This window comes from Cylindrospermum stagnale PCC 7417, from assembly GCF_000317535.1.
GTDB lineage: Bacteria > Cyanobacteriota > Cyanobacteriia > Cyanobacteriales > Nostocaceae > Cylindrospermum > Cylindrospermum stagnale.
Window position 1 is genome coordinate 242,649 of sequence record NC_019757.1, and the last position, 15,286, is coordinate 257,934.

15 protein-coding genes are annotated in these 15,286 nt (G+C 40.6%); 8 read left to right on the forward strand and 7 right to left on the reverse strand.

Annotated elements, in window-relative coordinates:
- Nucleotides 1–55 precede the first annotated feature (55 nt).
- The 3 genes from groL (at nucleotide 56) to CYLST_RS01115 (ending at nucleotide 3,643) form a co-directional block, all read left to right on the forward strand.
- The gene (groL, locus tag CYLST_RS01105; RefSeq protein ID WP_015205865.1) at nucleotides 56–1,696 is read left to right on the forward strand and encodes a chaperonin GroEL; all 1,641 of its coding nucleotides are present in this window, start codon (nucleotides 56–58) and stop codon (nucleotides 1,694–1,696) included.
- Between the two features lie 256 nt (nucleotides 1,697–1,952).
- Nucleotides 1,953–2,699, forward strand: coding sequence for an HNH endonuclease (locus CYLST_RS01110; RefSeq protein WP_015205866.1), 747 nt, complete (start codon nucleotides 1,953–1,955; stop codon nucleotides 2,697–2,699).
- A gap of 131 nt (nucleotides 2,700–2,830) precedes the next feature.
- Entirely contained in the window at nucleotides 2,831–3,643 is an 813-nt protein-coding gene (locus tag CYLST_RS01115) for a DUF4351 domain-containing protein (RefSeq protein WP_015205867.1), read from the forward strand.
- A gap of 19 nt (nucleotides 3,644–3,662) precedes the next feature.
- Here the strand turns inward: CYLST_RS01115 and CYLST_RS01120 are convergent, their stop codons facing one another.
- The 3 genes from CYLST_RS01120 to CYLST_RS01130 all read right to left on the reverse strand — a co-directional run bounded on the left by CYLST_RS01120 (nucleotide 3,663) and on the right by CYLST_RS01130 (nucleotide 5,061).
- The gene (locus tag CYLST_RS01120; RefSeq protein WP_015205868.1) at nucleotides 3,663–3,890 is read right to left on the reverse strand and encodes a type II toxin-antitoxin system HicA family toxin; all 228 of its coding nucleotides are present in this window, start codon (nucleotides 3,888–3,890) and stop codon (nucleotides 3,663–3,665) included.
- Nucleotides 3,891–3,897: 7 nt separating this feature from the next.
- The gene (locus CYLST_RS01125) at nucleotides 3,898–4,128 is read right to left on the reverse strand and encodes a type II toxin-antitoxin system HicB family antitoxin (RefSeq protein WP_015205869.1); all 231 of its coding nucleotides are present in this window, start codon (nucleotides 4,126–4,128) and stop codon (nucleotides 3,898–3,900) included.
- A gap of 96 nt (nucleotides 4,129–4,224) precedes the next feature.
- The gene (locus tag CYLST_RS01130) at nucleotides 4,225–5,061 is read right to left on the reverse strand and encodes a ParA family protein (RefSeq protein WP_015205870.1); all 837 of its coding nucleotides are present in this window, start codon (nucleotides 5,059–5,061) and stop codon (nucleotides 4,225–4,227) included.
- Nucleotides 5,062–5,300: 239 nt separating this feature from the next.
- Between CYLST_RS01130 and CYLST_RS01135 the strand changes: the two genes are divergently transcribed.
- From CYLST_RS01135 to CYLST_RS01150, 4 genes are all read left to right on the forward strand, one after another.
- A complete protein-coding gene (locus CYLST_RS01135; RefSeq protein ID WP_015205871.1) occupies nucleotides 5,301–6,239 on the forward strand; it encodes an SPL family radical SAM protein in 939 nt (312 codons plus the stop codon).
- Complete coding sequence (locus tag CYLST_RS01140; RefSeq protein WP_015205872.1) at nucleotides 6,232–7,515, forward strand: hypothetical protein; 1,284 nt, start codon at nucleotides 6,232–6,234, stop codon at nucleotides 7,513–7,515. The genes CYLST_RS01135 and CYLST_RS01140 overlap by 8 nt, the downstream gene beginning before the upstream one ends.
- 410 nt (nucleotides 7,516–7,925) lie before the next feature.
- On the forward strand, nucleotides 7,926–9,068 hold the full coding sequence (locus CYLST_RS01145) for a hybrid sensor histidine kinase/response regulator (protein WP_015205873.1): 1,143 nt from the start codon (nucleotides 7,926–7,928) through the stop codon (nucleotides 9,066–9,068).
- Between the two features lie 171 nt (nucleotides 9,069–9,239).
- Nucleotides 9,240–10,622, forward strand: a complete 1,383-nt coding sequence (locus tag CYLST_RS01150; RefSeq protein WP_015205874.1) for an aldehyde dehydrogenase — start codon at nucleotides 9,240–9,242, stop codon at nucleotides 10,620–10,622.
- A 25-nt stretch (nucleotides 10,623–10,647) separates the two neighbouring features.
- Here CYLST_RS01150 and CYLST_RS01155 read toward each other — a convergent pair whose 3' ends face one another.
- From CYLST_RS01155 to CYLST_RS01165, 3 genes are all read right to left on the reverse strand, one after another.
- Entirely contained in the window at nucleotides 10,648–11,238 is a 591-nt protein-coding gene (locus tag CYLST_RS01155) for a sulfite oxidase-like oxidoreductase (RefSeq protein WP_015205875.1), read from the reverse strand.
- 104 nt (nucleotides 11,239–11,342) lie between these two features.
- Entirely contained in the window at nucleotides 11,343–11,516 is a 174-nt protein-coding gene (gene rpmF, locus CYLST_RS01160; RefSeq protein WP_015205877.1) for a 50S ribosomal protein L32, read from the reverse strand.
- Nucleotides 11,517–11,693: 177 nt separating this feature from the next.
- The gene (locus CYLST_RS01165; RefSeq protein WP_015205878.1) at nucleotides 11,694–12,221 is read right to left on the reverse strand and encodes a hypothetical protein; all 528 of its coding nucleotides are present in this window, start codon (nucleotides 12,219–12,221) and stop codon (nucleotides 11,694–11,696) included.
- A gap of 313 nt (nucleotides 12,222–12,534) precedes the next feature.
- Here CYLST_RS01165 and CYLST_RS01170 point away from each other — a divergent pair, with 313 nt between their 5' ends.
- Entirely contained in the window at nucleotides 12,535–14,481 is a 1,947-nt protein-coding gene (locus tag CYLST_RS01170) for a caspase family protein (RefSeq protein ID WP_015205879.1), read from the forward strand.
- Between the two features lie 92 nt (nucleotides 14,482–14,573).
- On the opposite strand, the gene CYLST_RS01175 is transcribed toward CYLST_RS01170, so the two are convergent.
- The gene (locus CYLST_RS01175; protein ID WP_015205880.1) at nucleotides 14,574–14,951 is read right to left on the reverse strand and encodes a Mo-dependent nitrogenase C-terminal domain-containing protein; all 378 of its coding nucleotides are present in this window, start codon (nucleotides 14,949–14,951) and stop codon (nucleotides 14,574–14,576) included.
- Between the last annotated feature and the right edge of the window lie 335 nt (nucleotides 14,952–15,286).

Consider the following 15,286-nt stretch of genomic DNA (forward strand, 5'->3'; position numbering starts at 1 on the left):
CCCCCAATCCCCATTTCAAGACAAATTTGACTTACCCCCTGAATTAGAGATATTTATGGCAAAGCGCATCATATACAACGAAAACGCCCGTCGTGCCTTGGAACGAGGCATTGACATCTTAGCTGAGGCTGTAGCCGTTACTCTTGGCCCCAGAGGCCGTAACGTAGTTCTAGAGAAGAAATTTGGCGCACCGCAAATCGTTAATGACGGTGTCACCATCGCTAAAGAAATCGAATTAGAAGACCATATTGAAAACACTGGAGTAGCTCTGATTCGTCAAGCTGCTTCTAAAACAAACGACGCTGCGGGTGATGGTACCACCACCGCTACAGTTTTAGCTCATGCGATCGTCAAAGAAGGCTTGCGGAACGTTGCTGCTGGCGCCAATGCAATTTTGCTGAAGCGCGGTATTGACAAAGCAACCGCTTTCCTTGTCGAGAAAATTGCTGAACACGCTCGTCCTGTAGAAGATTCTAAAGCGATCGCCCAAGTTGCAGCAATCTCGGCTGGTAACGACGAAGAAGTCGGTCAGATGATTGCTCAAGCTATGGACAAAGTCGGTAAGGAAGGCGTAATTTCCCTAGAAGAAGGGAAATCGATGACCACCGAACTCGAAATCACCGAAGGGATGCGCTTTGATAAAGGCTACATCTCCCCCTACTTCGCAACCGACGCAGAGCGGATGGAAGCAGTTTTCGATGAGCCTTACCTGCTGCTGACCGACAAGAAAATTGCCCTCGTACAAGACCTCGTACCTGTACTTGAGCAAGTAGCTCGCTCTGGTCGTCCTTTGGTAATTATCGCCGAAGATATTGAAAAAGAAGCTTTAGCAACCTTGGTGGTTAACCGTTTACGCGGTGTACTCAACGTTGCTGCTGTCAAAGCTCCTGGTTTTGGCGATCGCCGCAAAGCCCTTCTAGAAGATATCGCCATCCTCACCGGTGGTCAATTAATCACTGAAGATGCTGGTTTGAAGCTGGATAACACCAAGCTAGAAAGCCTCGGTAAAGCACGCCGCATCACCATTACCAAAGACAGCACCACAATTGTTGCCGAAGGTAACGAAGTTGGCGTTAAAGCCCGCATCGAGCAAATTCGTCGCCAAATGGACGAAACCGAATCTTCCTACGACAAAGAAAAGCTACAAGAGCGTCTCGCTAAGTTAGCTGGTGGTGTCGCCGTGGTGAAAGTGGGTGCAGCCACCGAAACCGAAATGAAAGACAAAAAGCTGCGTTTAGAAGACGCTATCAACGCCACCAAGGCTGCTGTGGAAGAAGGTATCGTTCCCGGTGGTGGTACAACTCTGGCTCACCTAGCTCCTGAATTAGAAGTTTGGGCTAAGGGTAACCTCAAAGATGAAGAGTTGATTGGTGCTTTGATTGTCGCTCGTGCATTACCTGCTCCTCTGAAGAGAATCGCAGAAAACGCCGGTCAGAATGGCGCTGTAATTGCTGAACGTGTGAAAGAGAAGGATTTCAACATTGGCTATAACGCCGCAACCAACGAATTCGTTGATTTGCTGGAAGCTGGTATTGTTGACCCTGCTAAAGTAACTCGTTCCGCACTGCAAAATGCTGCTTCTATCGCTGGCATGGTGTTGACAACCGAATGTATCGTAGTTGACAAACCTGAGCCTAAGGATGGCGCTCCTGCTGGCGCTGGCGGTGGTATGGGTGGCGGAGACTTCGATTACTAAGATTTTTTAAGTCCCCTAATTTTGAAAACGGCTGCTTCCGCAAGGAGGCGGCTGTTTTTTTTGTTTAATGAACCGCGAAGGCACGTATCGCTAAAGCGAAAGCTTCGCTAACGCGTAGCGTCTCGAAGAGATAGAGCGCGAAGAAAAATTGAAGAAAAATTAGTAAAAGTAAAAATTCTCTAGAGAAGAAGGAAGGAATAAAAAATACAATTATAATAAGCTTAATTAAGGGTATTACCGCATTTAATCAATAACTATGGCTCAATTTGAATGGTTTGAATTTACCCCTTTGTCAAAAGATGATTTTATTTCTCATTTTCAGGATAGCAAAATTAACATTGAATATTGCTATATCAGATGGTGTGAACTTTATAAACGTTGTGGTATGAGGTTTTATAGATACCAATATAATCGCCATTGTTTAGTAGAATTTCGTGAATTTTGCTATGAAAATCATATCAATATTAAGTTTATTGAGGAATTAGATCAAGATGAAAAGTATTATCAAAGCTGGCAAAAATGGAAACAAAATTCATCAGATTTAGAAAAACATTTTAACGGCCAGCAAATTTTAATTAAACAACTTTCGTATCCAACTGATAAAGAAGGACAACTATTACAAGATGTCGGAATTTTATTGATAGAAGATATAATCCAAGGATGGAATGGAAAAATTCAAACTGCTGCAAAAGGTTTATGGTTTAATTTAAATATTAATTCTACACCGGAAGAACAAGCTTATTTTAAAAAAATACCTTATTCAAATTATTTAAGAAGTTCACATTGGCGGCGTGTTCGCTCTGCCATGATTCTACTTGAGGGTGCTATTTGTAATGAGTGCCTATATCATCATGGTGGTGAATCTTATTATGGAACAGATTGGGATTCAGAACTTCAAGTTCACCATTTGCATTATAAAAACTTGGGTTGCGAAAGATACGAAGATTTGCAACTTTTGTGCAAACCACATCATAAACAAGTCCATTTAAATCTAACTAAATGATATTATCAACTATTAATTATGAAAATAGTAGGGTGCGTTAGCGACAGCATAACGCACCGCAATATATCAACAGAAAAAATTGGTTCGTCAACTTTGTGTAACGCACCCTTGGAATAGGAAAATAGAAAAATTTGAGTTACGATAATGCTTGTAAATATTTAGCTGAACAGTACCCTGCTGATTTTGTGCGTTGGTTGTTGGGGGTAGAACCGCCACAAATTGAAGTACTGAAAACAGAATTAACTCTTGAACCAATTCGCGCTGATTCTGTAACGTTTTTGCAAACAGCTAACCAAATTTTGCATATTGAATTTCAAACTTTACCCAAGTCTAAAACGCCGCTTAATTTCCGAATGCTTGATTATTCTGTCAGGTTGAAGCGTCAGTATAAATGTCCTGTTACTCAGGTGTTGATATTTTTGCAGGAAACTGATAAAGAGGTGGCTTTTACTCAAGAATACCGAGATAACACAACAACTCATCAATATCAGGTTATCCGTCTTTGGGAACAAGATTCAACGCCGTTTTTAGCAAATCCTGCACTGTTACCTTTAGCAACTTTGACGCAAACTGACTCACCACCAGCTTTACTAGCGCAAGTTGCGGAACAAGTCGCTACAATTCCAGATAGGGAGCAGCGCCAAAATATCGCCGGTTGTGTAGAAATTCTGGCGGGTTTACGGTTTGAAAAGGATTTGGTTCGTCAATTTTTGCGGGAGGATATTATGAAAGAATCTGTAATTTATCAAGATATTGTTCAAAAGGAAGCGTTTAAACTAATCAGCCGTCAGCTTAAACGGCGTTTTGGTGATATTGACGCATCATCACTTGAGCAGGTTCGCAATTTATCTGTTGAAGAGTTAGAGGAATTAGGAGAAGCGTTGTTTGATTTTTCTGAAGTTGCTGATTTGGTAGCTTGGTTAGAACAGCAGGAAAGGGGTTGATAAAGTTATAAAAGCAACACTAAGAGCGGTTAATAAACTCCTCTGGCTCAATACCAGCTTGCTTCAAAATTCCACGTAATGTTCCTTCTGGCATATCACCAGAATGATTGGGGATAGTAGCATAACGATTAGTTTCAGGATTAAACCAAATTTCGTGACTTCCTGCGGCTTGACGATGAAAAATAAAGCCAAAGGATTTGATAATTTTGACAATTTGTCTGTAGCTAAAGCCAGATAACCGTCCCATGAATTGACTACTGGCTTACAACTAAGGGATAGTTAAATTGCTCGGCTATTGGTTGCAAGTAATCGGGTTCTTTATCCTGAGATTGCGCTTCTAGCAACTTACGTGCTACATCACGGGCAATTTCTAAAGTTTCTGCAACCGTTCTTCCTTGAGCGACTAAGCCTTGAAGCTCATCAGAAGTGGCTAAATAAACACCTTCTGGTAACTTCTCAATGTGGATATTTAGCAATCTTTCCATTTTTACTTACTTGTTCAACAACTTTAATAGCTATTATATCGCTTGACTGAAAAACGCGGGCGCTCTAAATCAATTTGTAATTCTTGATGCATCCATTCAGTAATTTACTCTCTGCATAAATTCTTTAGCTAGGTTAACCATCGATTCATGAGAATCACCGTATTTTTGTTTGTATGTTAACTGAACACTATAATTTAAACTTTCGGCAATTTTTGCTCTTTCGGGAATTTTTGTGTAAAAAGCTGGGGGGAAAAAAGGATTAACGATAATGAAATTTAAACTCTCAGTTTGGGCGATGGTTCCGTTATAACGACAAATTAATGTTCCTAAAGATTTGAGGGTGTGTTGGTAATCTCTATTAAACTTATCGATGTGTTCAAGTAATAAATCTAAACCGTGAGTAGACATTCTATTTGGTACACAGGGAATTAGACAAAAGTCACTTACATAAAATGCACTATTAACAACTTTATTAATACTTGGTGGACAGTCTATTAAAATATAATCATAATTTTCTAACAATGGATTGAGCAACTGACGAAGTATAGAAACTGAACTTGGTGGTAAATCTTGCTGAATTTCAAATAATTTAGGACTGCTTGGTATTAGATGCAGACAATTGAAAGAGTTTTTGTTTCTTACATTTGAGACATTTTCTTTAACTATAAATTTATCGTTATTACCATTTTCTGAAAAATATTCATAATTTTGAAATAAATAAGGTAACGTCAATTTTCTAAATTCAAATTGTCTTTCCCAAATATCTTCAGACATCAGGGCGCTAGTCAAGTTACTCTGAGGATCAAGATCAATCGCAAGTACACGCTTGCCGTACATTGTATCGCCTGCCAAATATTCTGCCAATACCATAACAAGGGTAGTTTTGCCAACTCCACCCTTGAGGTTGCAAATACTAATCACTTTAGCTGTCATATTTTTTGGTAGATACACAGGGCTGTAATTCTATATTCCCAGAAAATCAACCCAAATAACATATCAAGTTTCAGCCTAGCAGAATTAGGGTTACAGCTAGTGGCAGCACTGCGAGCAAAACACTATTTTGTTAATGTCCGTGAATATACGTTTGTTTATCTGGCAGAGTTAGATTTAACTAGATTTAAACGTTATTCTTAGCTTTTTTGCCTCTTTACGGGAAATTATCAACTATAAACATGGTAAAACCACAGTATGAAGGTTATAGCGACAGCACACCAACAAAATTAGTTAAAGAAAAGTTTGGGGATGCCAATGTTTACGCCCAAAATGCTAAATCGATATTAACAAAAGCTACTGGTTTTATTGCTGCTTATGACTTTACTCTCAATCCTTATCGGGGTTGTCAATATGGTTGTAGTTATTGCTATGCTGCTGCATTTAGCCCTAATACTCAAATGCGTCAAGACTGGGGTAAATGGGTAATTTTTAAAGAAAATGCTGCGGAAATTTTAGAGAAAGAGTTAAATAAATGGTATAAGAAAAATCCTCATCAACCGCCCAGAATTTACATGAGTAGCGTTACAGATCCTTATCAGCCTCTGGAATCTAAACATCAGCTAACTCGTAGGTTGTTAGAGGTGATGCTTGATGTGAGAGATAATGGTTTTCTAACTCCAACTTTAGTAATTCAAACTCGCAGTCCAATTATTACTAGAGATATTGATTATTTACAACGATTTCAAAGATTGCGAATTAATATGAGTATTCCCACTGGTAGCGAATCGGTGAGAAGAGATTTTGAACCACGTTCGCCTAGTATTAAAGCCAGACTAAATGCTATTAATAAAATTAAACAAAATATTGATAATTTTAAAGGCTTTCTTCCCAAAATTTCTATTACTGTAACACCGCTACTTCCAAGTTTACCAAGTGATGAAACAGCTTTTATTGATAAATTAGCTATTGCCGATAGAGTGGTGATTCAAGATTTTCACCCTAGTCATAAAGGTTCTTTGATGGCATCAACCCGCGAAGAAGCTGAGGAAATTAAGCGAAAGTATGCTTGGTGGTATGAAAATGAGCAATTAAGCTATATCAGGTTTAAGCAAAAGTTAGTTTCTCGGCTTCCAGGTGTAGAAATTAAAGAAGGAAAAGACGGATTTGGTTATGAGTAATTTTATTGCTAATTGGTGGCGCAGTCAGCAGTTAAAGTCAGCATTGAGCCGTGGCGATATCCGAAGTGCTGTGCAACTCTTGCAAGAGATTCAAAAATCTGGTGCAAGTTTCTCATGGTTGGAAAAACTATTTAGGGATAAACTGCAACTCGAACGTTATTCTCAGGAATATAAACGAGAAAAAGAAACTTTAACGAAACAACTAACAGAAGCATCTCAGCAAAATCATAATTTGTTATTAACACCTGATGCCGAGTTCGTTAAATATATCTACAAGGTTTTTAATTTAGTCCAGCATGATGAACATAAACTACAAGCTACTGGGATTGATGAGCGGATATTTGAAGATTTTGAAGCTAGGCTAGTTGAATATCTCCAAGAAGAATTTAATAAGTTGTCTGATAAACAACTAGCAGTTAAGTTGGTAGATGCTCTTGAGGATATTAACAACTTAAAAATTGGACAAGATCCAGACTATGGTTTTAGTCTGACTCCTCATGTCTACTTTATGAAGTATTTTTTAGAAAATGTATATTGTCTCTATTTAGCCTGGTTTCTCATTTATCAAGATGGGTTACTATTAACTAAAGTTAATATCCTTGATATTGCAGCGGGTCCAGGAACAACTGCTTATGGTTTGGCTTTATTTCTCGAAAGTTGTAGCAGCTTTTTTGAGATTCCACAAATGCATGTATCTTACTATTCTTTAGAAAAACAAGATGCTTTCCAGTATCGAGGGCTTCAATTTTGGCGTAAATATATCGAGTCACGGATAACCCCTGCAAATACTTACTTTCGCTTTGTTACTGCTGACATCTTTATGTGGGATGTTCAATCTAGTAATATACCAAATAATTTTTTTGATTACATCGTAATTTCCCACTGTTTCTTTGCAGATAAAAGCAAAACATTACAGGTTAATGATATCTATAAACAAATAATTGCTAAGAGCTTAAATCAACAAGGTTACGTTCTGCTAGTTATACAGGATAAGAAATTATTCAAATATTATAATCTTCAACCAAGCGAAGACCAAGAACAGGAAAAAAATATCGTACTTAAATTTGTTTCTGAACTAGGCTTAAAGTTAATTTGGTATAGATATATAACATCTAGAGCTTCCAGAAATCCTTGTTCTGCTGCTGAGTTTACCAAATTTGCTAAAGATAAACTACCTAAACAGCGGTATATGGCTCCAATAATACAAAAGTATCTTGGACAAAAATATAATTCTAACTATACTTTAGATGATTATGTAATATTGGCAAGGAAATAATGTTAAATTTCAGTTTAAATAAAATCTAATATTTACTCTATAAATGACTTGCAAGCATTGAACTATATTTTCCCAGGTACTCAACAAGTCTCTTGAAGTACTCCTGACGCTACTGCTGGAAAAAATCTTTGCATGGGTGCTGAAGGATGAAAACTACCAACGCTTCAACCAGTTCCTAAAAATGCGAGTTCTCGTCCTCTTTCTCGATTGGGTTTTGATCAAAACACCCCGAGAATCCCTACCATTCGCACCACCAAAGAAAAATTCAGAACCCCAGGAGTAGGGTTAACGGCGATCTTTGTAGAACAAAATTAAAAAATAAATTGTTTAGAATGCTTACAGGGGGCTATCCTGGCTTTACGGGTGTGTTGCCCTGAAAACTGCAAAAGTGCCCTATACATGGCTATCCTATGAGTTCAAAATCTTCTCGTTCTGACAAAATTCTGGTTGTAGATGATTCTCCGGATAATGTGTTTTTGATCAAAACGATTTTGGAGGAAGAAGGCTATACAATTAGCACCGCCGAAAATGGTATGTCGGCATTAGCACAACTGGAAGCATCTCCTTGTGACTTGGTGTTGCTAGATTTGATGATGCCGGGAATGGATGGCTACGAAGTCACCAGACGCATTCGTAAAGAAATGAACTTACAGCAATATATCCCCATACTGCTGATTACAGCCCATGATGCCCCTAACGTCGCCCACGGCTTAGATTTGGGTGCTGATGACTTTATCCGCAAACCTGTAACATTAGATGAATTGCTGGCACGAGTGCGATCGCTCCTACGGCTAAAACACAGCATCGATGAGCGTGATGAAATAGCCCGCCAGCGTGAAGATTTCGTCTCTCGCCTCACTCACGACTTACGCACCCCCTTAGTAGCAGCTGAACGGATGCTAACGCTGTTGTTGCAAAGTGCTTTAGGCAAGTTATCACCGCAAATGCAGGAAGTAATCACCATCATGGCTCGCAGTAATTCTAACCTGCTGGCTATGGTCAATACCTTATTAGAAGTTTATCGCTTTGATGCAGGTCGCAAAACCCTGGCTCTTCAACCAGTTAATCTCGACCAATTACTCAAGGAAGTGGCTGGAGAATTAACCCCCTTAGCTCAAGAAAAAGCCCTATCAATCAATCTGGACTTTTTTGAGGAGTCAACCAAAAACACAGTTATAGGCGATCGCTTAGAACTACATCGTCTATTCACCAACCTTGTAGGCAATGCTATCAAATTTACCGATTCCGGTTCAGTGACTATTCGCCTCAGTTCTGAATCTCAATCTGACAAAAGCTACCGCTCAGAGCGTTTTGTGAACTCAAATTTGAGTGACTACATTACCATTGAGGTAGCAGATACAGGCCCAGGTATTCCCCCTGACGAACAAGCCAGTTTGTTTGACCGATTTCGCCAAGGCAGCCATAAGCGTTCTGGTAGCGGCTTAGGACTTTACCTTTCTCGCCGAATTGTTGAGGCACATAAAGGAACAATTCTACTAAAATCTGAGTTAGGCAAAGGTAGTATTTTTATTGTGATTCTACCCATCAAATAATGAGACAATAATATAGATTGTTACTGAAAAAATCAGCATCTATCACTTATTAAGTATAGCACTAAAACATTTAGTAAAACTTTATCTTTAAGCTATAAATACGAACTACTAATTAATCACTAAAATATAGTTTGGTGATATCATGTAAAATAGTTTTTTAGCAAAACACAGATGATAACTAAATTATCAATTAACGATATTATCCATCACCAGCGTGCTTATTTTTCCACAGGTAAGACCAAAGAAATTAATTTTCGCCTAGAAAAACTCAAAACTATCAAGCAAGCAGTCATTGAGAATGAACAAGCTATTATCCAGGCATTGCAAGCGGATTTGCGTAAACCAATACTTGAGGCTGTTACTGCCGAAATTATCTTTATTTTAAAAGAAATTGACCAGGCAATTAAACACCTGAAAAATTGGTCTAAGCCAAAGAAAGCCGCAGTCCCTTTCTACTTATTTCCCGCCTCAGCCAGAATTCAACCAGAACCTCTAGGAGTGGTTTTGATTATTGGTGCTTGGAACTATCCATTCCAGTTAGTTATATCACCTTTAGTAGGTGCGATCGCTGCTGGAAACTGTGCAATTATCAAACCTTCAGAAATTGCCGCTCATACCTCTCGCTTATTAGCTGATATTATTACAAAGTATTTTGAACCAGCCTATATTGCTGTCGTAGAAGGTTGTGTAGAAACAACTCAAAAATTATTAGTAGAAAAATTTGACCATATCTTTTTTACTGGTAGCCCAGATGTTGGCAAAATCATCATGGCAGCAGCAGCCAAACACCTTACATCTGTCACCCTAGAATTAGGTGGAAAAAATCCTTGTATCGTAGATGCTGAAATTCATCTTGAACATACTGCCAGACGCATTATTTGGGGCAAGTTTTTTAATGCCGGACAAACTTGTATCGCCCCTGATTATCTTTTAGTAAATCAAAATATTAAAGAGAAATTATCAGTTAGTCTGGGGAAATGCCTCAAAGAATTTTATGGAGAAAATCCCGAAAAAAGTCCTGATTATGCCAGAATTATCACTCAAAAACACTTCGAGAGATTAAGTAATTTTTTGAAGCAGGGCAAAATTATTATTGGTGGTGAAACCAATCTAGCGGAACTTTATATCGCCCCCACATTACTAGATGATGTTTCCTTAACAGATCCAGTAATGCAGTCAGAAATTTTTGGACCTATTCTGCCGATCATTGAATATACAGATATCGCCGATGCGATCGCCTTAATTAATTCTCAACCAAAACCCTTGGCTTTATACTTATTTTCCCAAAATAAAAACCTGCAACAGCGAATCTTACAGGAAACTTCATCTGGTGGAGTTTGTCTCAACGAAACAGTACTCCAATTTAATGTTTCATCTTTACCATTCGGCGGTGTGGGAAATAGTGGTATTGGCAGTTATCATGGCAAAGCCAGTTTTGACACCTTTTCTCATCACAAAGGTGTGTTACAAAACCCTTTCTGGTTGGATATAAAATTACGATATGCTCCCTACGAAGGCAAGTTACCTTGGCTGAAGCAAATGCTAAAGTTTTGAGTTTTACATTTATATCAAAGAGCAATTAGGAGCCGCTGTAACGTTCCTCCGCCCAAGGTTCACCACGGCTGTGATAACCATTCCGCTCCCAAAAACCCAGTTTTTCTTTTTCTAAAAACTCCAAACCATTAATCCACTTGGCACTTTTCCAAGCGTAAATATGAGGAACAACTAGCCGCATCGGGCCACCATGTTCAGCTGATAGCGGCTCACTAAATACTTTAAAGGCAAAGAAGTTTTCTGATCGCGCAAAGTCTGCCATTGAGATATTGGTGGTGTAGCCGCCGTAGCAATGTTCCATCACATGGGCTACTTGGGGTTCTACATCAATCAGACTCATGAAGTCTGTCACCTTAATACCAGTCCACTTAACATCAAGTTTAGACCAACGGGTGACACAGTGAAAGTCTGCTGTAAATTCGTGTTGAGGTAGTGACATAAAATCTGACCAGGTAAAACTGGCAGGTTTTACCAAACCCCAAACACGAAACTCCCATGTCTCTATGTTGACTTGGGGTGTTTCACCGTAAGTTAATACAGGGAACCCTTTAGCCAGGTGTTGACCTGGAGGGACACGTTCACCTTCTTGCTTATCTGGTTTCTGAAAAAATTTCATCTTCGGGGATTAGAGATTGGGTATTAGAGATTGGGGATTGCGGATCAGAAGGATTTCCCATTACCCAGTACCCGATCCCCATTCCCCTCCTGACTGGGAAATTATTACTCTTCTGCTTCCTCTTCTTCTGGACTTGGATAGACAAATTTGGAACGTCCAGACAAAATCGATTTGCCTAGGGAGAGCGCTTTTTGAGCTTCAACGACGGCTTTGTGTGTCCAGGTGGCGCGGCGTTTATCTCGTTTGGATTTGGACGTTTTCTTCTTAGGAACAGCCATGATAGCGGATATTGCGATTCTTGACAACCTTTTTATTCTAGGCCATCAACTGACACTAAGAATGGTAATGGATTCGAGAATCAACTCAAAATTACCGAATTTCTGAGCGGCGACAACCACTGTTCAGGCTGAACTCAAGATTTCTACTTGTCTGCTTGCTGATTAGGGACTCCGGAACTATCGAGGAGGAGTTGTTGGGTTTACATTAATGACTGCGGATGGACGCGCAACTGTGGGGGTTTGATTGACAGTTGCCGGCGTTGGTTCCAAGAACAGTAGCGATCGCGCAGTTTTGAAGTAAGTTACCCAGCGTTGGGGGTCTGGGCGCGAACGCCATTGGGGGCGAGTGACTTCTAATGCTAGAACTGGAGCGATCGCTCCATAATTTTGTGCGGAGACGATTATTGAAACATCTGTCACCAATATGTCTTGGTCGAAGCTGCGTTGAGCAGCTGCTCTAGCAGCCGCTTCTGCTCTTCTAAGAATGGTTTCGTAGTTTTCATCCGGTAGACGGTCAATTGCCAGGTCAACTCTAGCGGTCTCAGCTCGTACAATCTGGGGGGCGATTGCTGTAGTCGCCAACCATAAAGGAACCGTAAATAAGAGCAAAACTCCGGACTGAACTATCCGGATTTTTCTGGCAATTTGGCTAATAACTGGAAAGGGGATGATTGATGATGGTTGGTGGGCATAACTCTTGATCATGACCTTGTAGTTCCTTACTCTTTACTGGTGACTCTGGAGACTAGGGACTCTTTACTGGTGACTAGGGGGGCTAGGAGGACAATCCAAGCGGGAATTATTGAATTCGTCTCTAAGATTGCCTTCTCCCATTACCCATTACTCATTACCCAATACCCAGTGAAAGTATTTTCCGATTAAATAATGTAATAAGAGTTACATTTTATCGGCGATCTTGACGAGCATCACCTAGACTATAAGACATAGGTTAGCTTTGTTTTTTCAGCAAAGCCAGCCGCAATTTTAGGCAAGCAAACAACAACCGAAAAAGAGCGGGATGGCAAATTACTGGGCGATCGCAATTGGCATCAATCAATATCAGTTATTTCAACCTTTAAGTTGTGCTCAAGCAGATGCTGAGGCACTAAAGGATTTATTGGTGACAGAAGCAGGTTTTTTGCCCGAAAACTGCCTGCTAATGACAAATACTTCACCGCCGATTGGCGAGAAATCATCCTCTCCTACTAAGGAAAATATTCTGGTGTTGCTGGAGGAATTGGCAGCAACATCTTGGCAACCGCAAGACCACCTATGGTTATTCTTCAGTGGTTATGGCGTCAACTACAAAGAAAAAGATTACTTGATGCCAGTGTCCGCGAATCCTGACCTTGTGCAAGAGACTGGCATAGAAGTGCGATCGCTGATGCAAAGTCTGCAAGTGGCTGGACTGAATGTATTACTCATACTCGATATCAACCGCGCTTTTGGCACCCAAGCAGATGCCCCCGTTGGTCAAGAAATTATCGAACTAGCCGAAGAACTTCAACTGGCGGCAATTATTTCTTGCCAACCAGAGCAATTCTCCCACGAAAGTAGCGAACTAGGTCACGGATTCTTTACAGCAGCATTGTTAGAAGCTTTACGTTCTGGTAGTGGCAGCAGCTTGGCGGATTTAGAAATCTACCTGAATTCTCTAACGCCAAAATTATGTCAACACTATTGGCGTCCGATCCAAAACCCTGTCACTATAATCCCATCCAAGGAGCAAACCATCTTGCCGTCCTTGGTGGCAGTGGACAGTAACCCTGAACCAGACTCAGTTATTTATCCAGAAGAAAACTTTGCCATTAACCGGGCAGCTCCCCCCCTCGGAGACACGGCCCCTAGAAATTCAACCACAGATAGAGCTTGGTGGGCAGAAGGCAGAACGGTGGAAACTACTCTGGGCAAGACCTCTCCAGGGCTTAAGAAGTCCTACAGCCAAGAAGTAGCCCTGGAGTCAACCGGCGCCCCAATGGCCCAGCCCCTTGTAGACAGCAATCGGATGCTGGCAACTTCCGGAGAATTGAGCACAGTGGGAAGGTTTATCCCCTCCTCAGGCATTGCCTACGCCTCCCGATTGCCTTCAAATCAGGCAAATACCAGATTGTGGAAACAGTTTATATTGTGGGGTGGTGGCAGCATGGTGGTAGTAGGTTTAATCGCCACATATTTTCTCCGCAATCAGTCAAGTTTCCGGATTAAAGAGTTATTCACAGCATCGCCCAATACGACGGATCTTAGCGAGCGCCAGATTATCAAGACTTTACCCAACACTCACTCCATCCCCCATACCACCGCACCAGTTGAACTAAAAAACCCATCGGTATCCCAAATCGCTCCAACTCTCGACGAGTCAAATAAGCGCAACCAAGCATTGTCAGACCTAGGGAAAATGTCCCTCAAACAAACTCAGGCTAGTGATTTGAGTTTGGCGATCGCTACTGCCCAGAAGATTAAATCTGGCGAACCGCTTTACAAACAAGCGCAGGAGAATATTCAGATTTGGAGCCAGATGATTTTAGATTTAGCCGAGGGTCGTGCTAAACAAAGACAGTATGGAAATGCTGTAGCCGCCGCTCAGTTAATTACTAAAGATGAAGTCCTTTATCCCCAAGCACAAGCAGCAATTAAGCAGTGGCGGCTCGAGGCCAAGCAGTATGTCAGCAACAAAACCCTGTTAGAAGCAGCTAATGGCTTAATTCAGCCAGGACAGGCATCTACCTACAATCGTGCTATCGAAGTTGCCAAAAAAGTACCACCAGGTCAACCAGGTTTTGATGCTGCCCAAAAATCGATCAATAAATGGAGTGAAAAAATTTTAGACCTGGCCAAAAGTCGCGCCGCTCAAGGAGAACTCAATGCGGCAATTGAAACCGCTGCTTTAGTTCCAGAGGTGACAGCCGCTTATGAAGATGCTCAGGATGCTATCCAAAAATGGCAAGTTAGAAGGATTAAAAATTAGTCATTGGTCATAAGTAATGGGTAACTGGTAATTAGAAAAACTATTACCAATTACCCATTACCAATTACCCATTACCAATTACCTATTACCTATTAGCAGTACTGTGAAATATCCTCGCCGCATTCATCGGCTAGATAGCACATTGCTCGGAAACGTAAGCCTACTACTTCTTCATATAAGGGATTTAGTTTACACATTGGCGGAATGTGAAACAGGGTTTTGCCAAATAACTTGACATCGCGCTCAAATGGGCATTGAGCCGGAATCATCTTGCACAAACGGTGTGCTTGTTGGCGATCGCCAACTTGAAGTTTGTCTAACCACTTTCGCAGGGGTTGGAGAGGATCGCAGTAAGACTTGGAAACAGAACTATGCAGCTGGGTGAGATGCGCGTTACTAGGCTCTGCTTGATTTATCGAAACCCAGCTGGCGAGAAAAATTCTTTTTGTGGTACAATTAAATACCTTCATGGTCAATCCTCTATTTTCTTGAGGGTATTCATCTTACTGATGAATATATACAACGTGGCAACGACTTTTCCCGGAATAATCGTGTTCTGACTGATACATTAATATGATGTTTAGGCGGCCACTTAAAGTCAGAACCTACATATGACTACGTCAAGTTAAACGCAATTTTCCGGGGATGGGTAGTGTAATAATATGATCTTGTTCATAACTTGACTTAGTTGAAATTCTAATGAAGACCTCTGTCATTAGTCTGATGAAGACCTCTGTCATTAGTCTAATGAAGACCTCTGTCATTAGACAGGTTTTGGCGTATTTTTAACAAAAGTTAACATCAA